We start from the raw sequence: 2979 nt of genomic DNA, 5'->3' as shown, positions 1-2979 counted from the left end.
AACATGTATTTATGAAGATGAACATCAATTAAATAGCTTTATAGATATGCATGAACTAAAAGAATACCCTAGCCTCCTTGTTCAAGTTTTTTCAGGGATAGATGACAGGGATTCTCTATTTAACTTGCAAAGCATCATAAAAAAAATGGTGCCTCTTGCTGCAGTTATTGGGTGTTCAGCATCAGGTGAGATTTTTGAAGGAAATATCACAGAAAATAAGACGATTCTTTCTTTTACTGTATTTGATAAAACAGAAGTAAAGTCTACTTTGCTTCATCAGGAATCTTTTGAAAACAGTTATGACATGGGAAAAAGGTTAGCTGAGCAAATTATCGATTTTGATACGAAAGTACTGATTATTTTTCCTGTTGGAGATAAAATCGATTCTCAATCACTATTAGAAGGGATCCTTGATGGTAATCCGCAGCTTATCGTGTCAGGCGGTCTTGCAGGAAATACAGGCGCGAATTCAGATTCCTTTTCAATAGCGGGAGAGGATTTGACGAGCCAGGGAGTTGCAGGAGTAGCTCTTCGAAGCAAACAGCTTTTTGCACAGGTTCAAAGCCATTTTGAATGGCAGGAAGTTGGAAAGGCTTTTACCGTTACGAAGTCGAATGGTGATATTGTCTATTCATTAGATAAGAAAAAACCTTTGCAAATCTTAAAACATTATTTGGGCGAAGGCTTTATTAAAGATATTTCTAATTCAAGATTTGAATTCCCTTTCATGATTAGTCAAAAAGATGGGAAAGTCTCTTTATTTATAATGGATATTTTGAAAAATGGGGCCATTCGTGTCAGCAGGAATGTATCCGAAGGAGATAAACTTACTTTCTCCTTCCCAAATATAGAAGCAACTATTGATCAAACATTACAGGGGTTTAGGCAATTAGCAAAAAAAACGGTAGAAACTATTTTTGTCTACAATAGCTTGTCGAGAAAACGGTTTGCCCGAGATTTTTCAGAAAAAGAACTAATGATGCTTCAGAGTATTGCTCCAGCTAATGGTTTCTTCTCAAATGGGGAGGTAATAGCGGGAAACGAAGGAAAGGCCCAGCTTGGAGGCCAATCTCTTACGTACTTATCCCTGTCAGAACAATCGCTTGAAAAGCGGGAGAATCGTGGTCTTTCATTTAAATATTCGATGCCTGAACAGTTGAAAACCTTAGCATCACTTACACGTTTGATGGAATCCTCGCAAGAAGATTTTCAGCAATTGCATGAAAGCTTGACTATTTCTGAGCAATACCATCAATCTCTTTTTAATAATCATACAGATATTGTTTATTCAACTGATTTACAAGGACACTTTACAAATGTGAATCCTTCATTTGACGACATGTTTGGCTATCGTCATGATGAGATAACGGGTGCATCATCTTTTAAAATTGTATTAAGCGAGGACATTCCAAAGGTAAGAATGCACTTTTTCAGGGCGATAAAGGGCAAAGAACAATACTATAATGCTACTCTCATATCCAAATCAGGGGAAATGAATTTATTTCAATTTAAAAATATTCCCATTACAGTTAATGGCGAATGTGTCGGAATATATGTTATTGGAAAAAACATGACAGAGCAAAAAAAGATCGAAGAAAAGATTACAGAACTAGCGAATTTTGACCATGATACAGGACTTCCAAATCGAATGAGATTTACTGAGCAGCTTGAACAAATGCTTCAGCGGGCAAAAAGGAAAAAGCGCATGCTTTCCGTTCTTTCTATCGACATTGATCGTTTTAAGTTAATCAATGATAGCCTTGGACATTTTGCGGGAGATATGATTTTAAAGGATATAGCTTTTCGAATCGAAAAAGTTCTCCCGAGCGGATCATACATTGGGAGATTTGGCGGAGATAAGTTTACAGTCATACTCACAAAGGAAGCGCAAGTAGAAGAGGTAATGAAAGCAGCGAAATCTATTTTATTGGAAATATCAAAACCAGTTCACCATGAAAATCAAGAATTCTTTGTTACCGCAAGTATTGGGGTCAGTTTTTATCCAGAGGATGGTACAGATGAACATGAGCTTCTGAAAAATGCCGATATTGCGACAAATCGTTCAAAAGACAAGGGTGGAAATCAAATTACTTTTTTCTCGACTGAAATGAATGAGCAGGCGCTGAGTAGACTCGAGCTCGAGAGCTACTTACGTAAAGCTTTGCAGAAAAATGAATTCTATCTAATGTTTCAGCCGTTAATCGATTTAGAATCCGGGAAAATCTTTGGCAGTGAAGCGCTTATTCGGTGGAATCATCCTAAGCTTGGTCTCGTATCTCCAGCAGATTTTATCCCTCTTGCAGAAGAGACGGGCATTATTCAAGAGATTGGAAGATGGGTGCTACGGACAGCCTGTTTGCAGAATAAAAAGTGGCAAACACTTGGAAGTAATCAGTTATCAGTTGCAGTGAATGTGTCAGCATACCAGTTTCAGCAGCCAGGCTTTATGAATGATGTAAAACAAGCTTTAAGCGAATCCAAACTAGAGCCTCAGTATTTAACACTTGAGCTGACAGAGAGTACAATGCTAACGAATATTGATTATAGTATTCCGATCATGAGGGAGCTTCAAAAACTCGGAGTTAAGGTGTCGATCGATGACTTTGGAACAGGTTATTCTTCATTAAGCTACCTAAAGGATTTGCCTATTAACACTTTAAAAATTGATCGTTCATTCATAAATAATTTGCGCGTGGATACGTATGATATTGCTATTGTGAAGGCAATTATTACAATGGGGCATGGCTTAGAAGTGAAGGTAGTGGCTGAAGGAGTCGAAACGAAGGAACAAATTGAACTTCTGAAAGAATTAAATTGCCATTATGCTCAAGGCTTCTATATTCATAAACCGCTAAACATAACTGAATTTGAAAAAGGATTAAAGGAAAAAGTAGAAATAACATAACAAAAAGGTGGCTCTTAGGAGTCACCTTTTATGTCTAGTTCCAGCGCCTACCCCCAACGTACAGGACGTACTAG

General features: G+C 37.5%; 1 protein-coding gene. It reads left to right on the top strand.

Going from position 1 to position 2979, the window contains the following annotated elements:
- On the top strand, positions 1 to 2905 hold a 2905-nt coding region (locus tag V7164_RS25445; RefSeq protein WP_335355626.1), incomplete at its 5' end, for an EAL domain-containing protein.
- Positions 2906 to 2979 lie beyond the last annotated feature (74 nt).

The sequence above is a fragment of the Bacillus sp. JJ1474 genome, from assembly GCF_036965225.1.
Taxonomy (GTDB): domain Bacteria; phylum Bacillota; class Bacilli; order Bacillales; family Cytobacillaceae; genus Cytobacillus.
The sequence above is the reverse complement of the archived record's forward strand: the minus strand, read 5'-3'. Positions and strand labels throughout refer to the sequence as shown.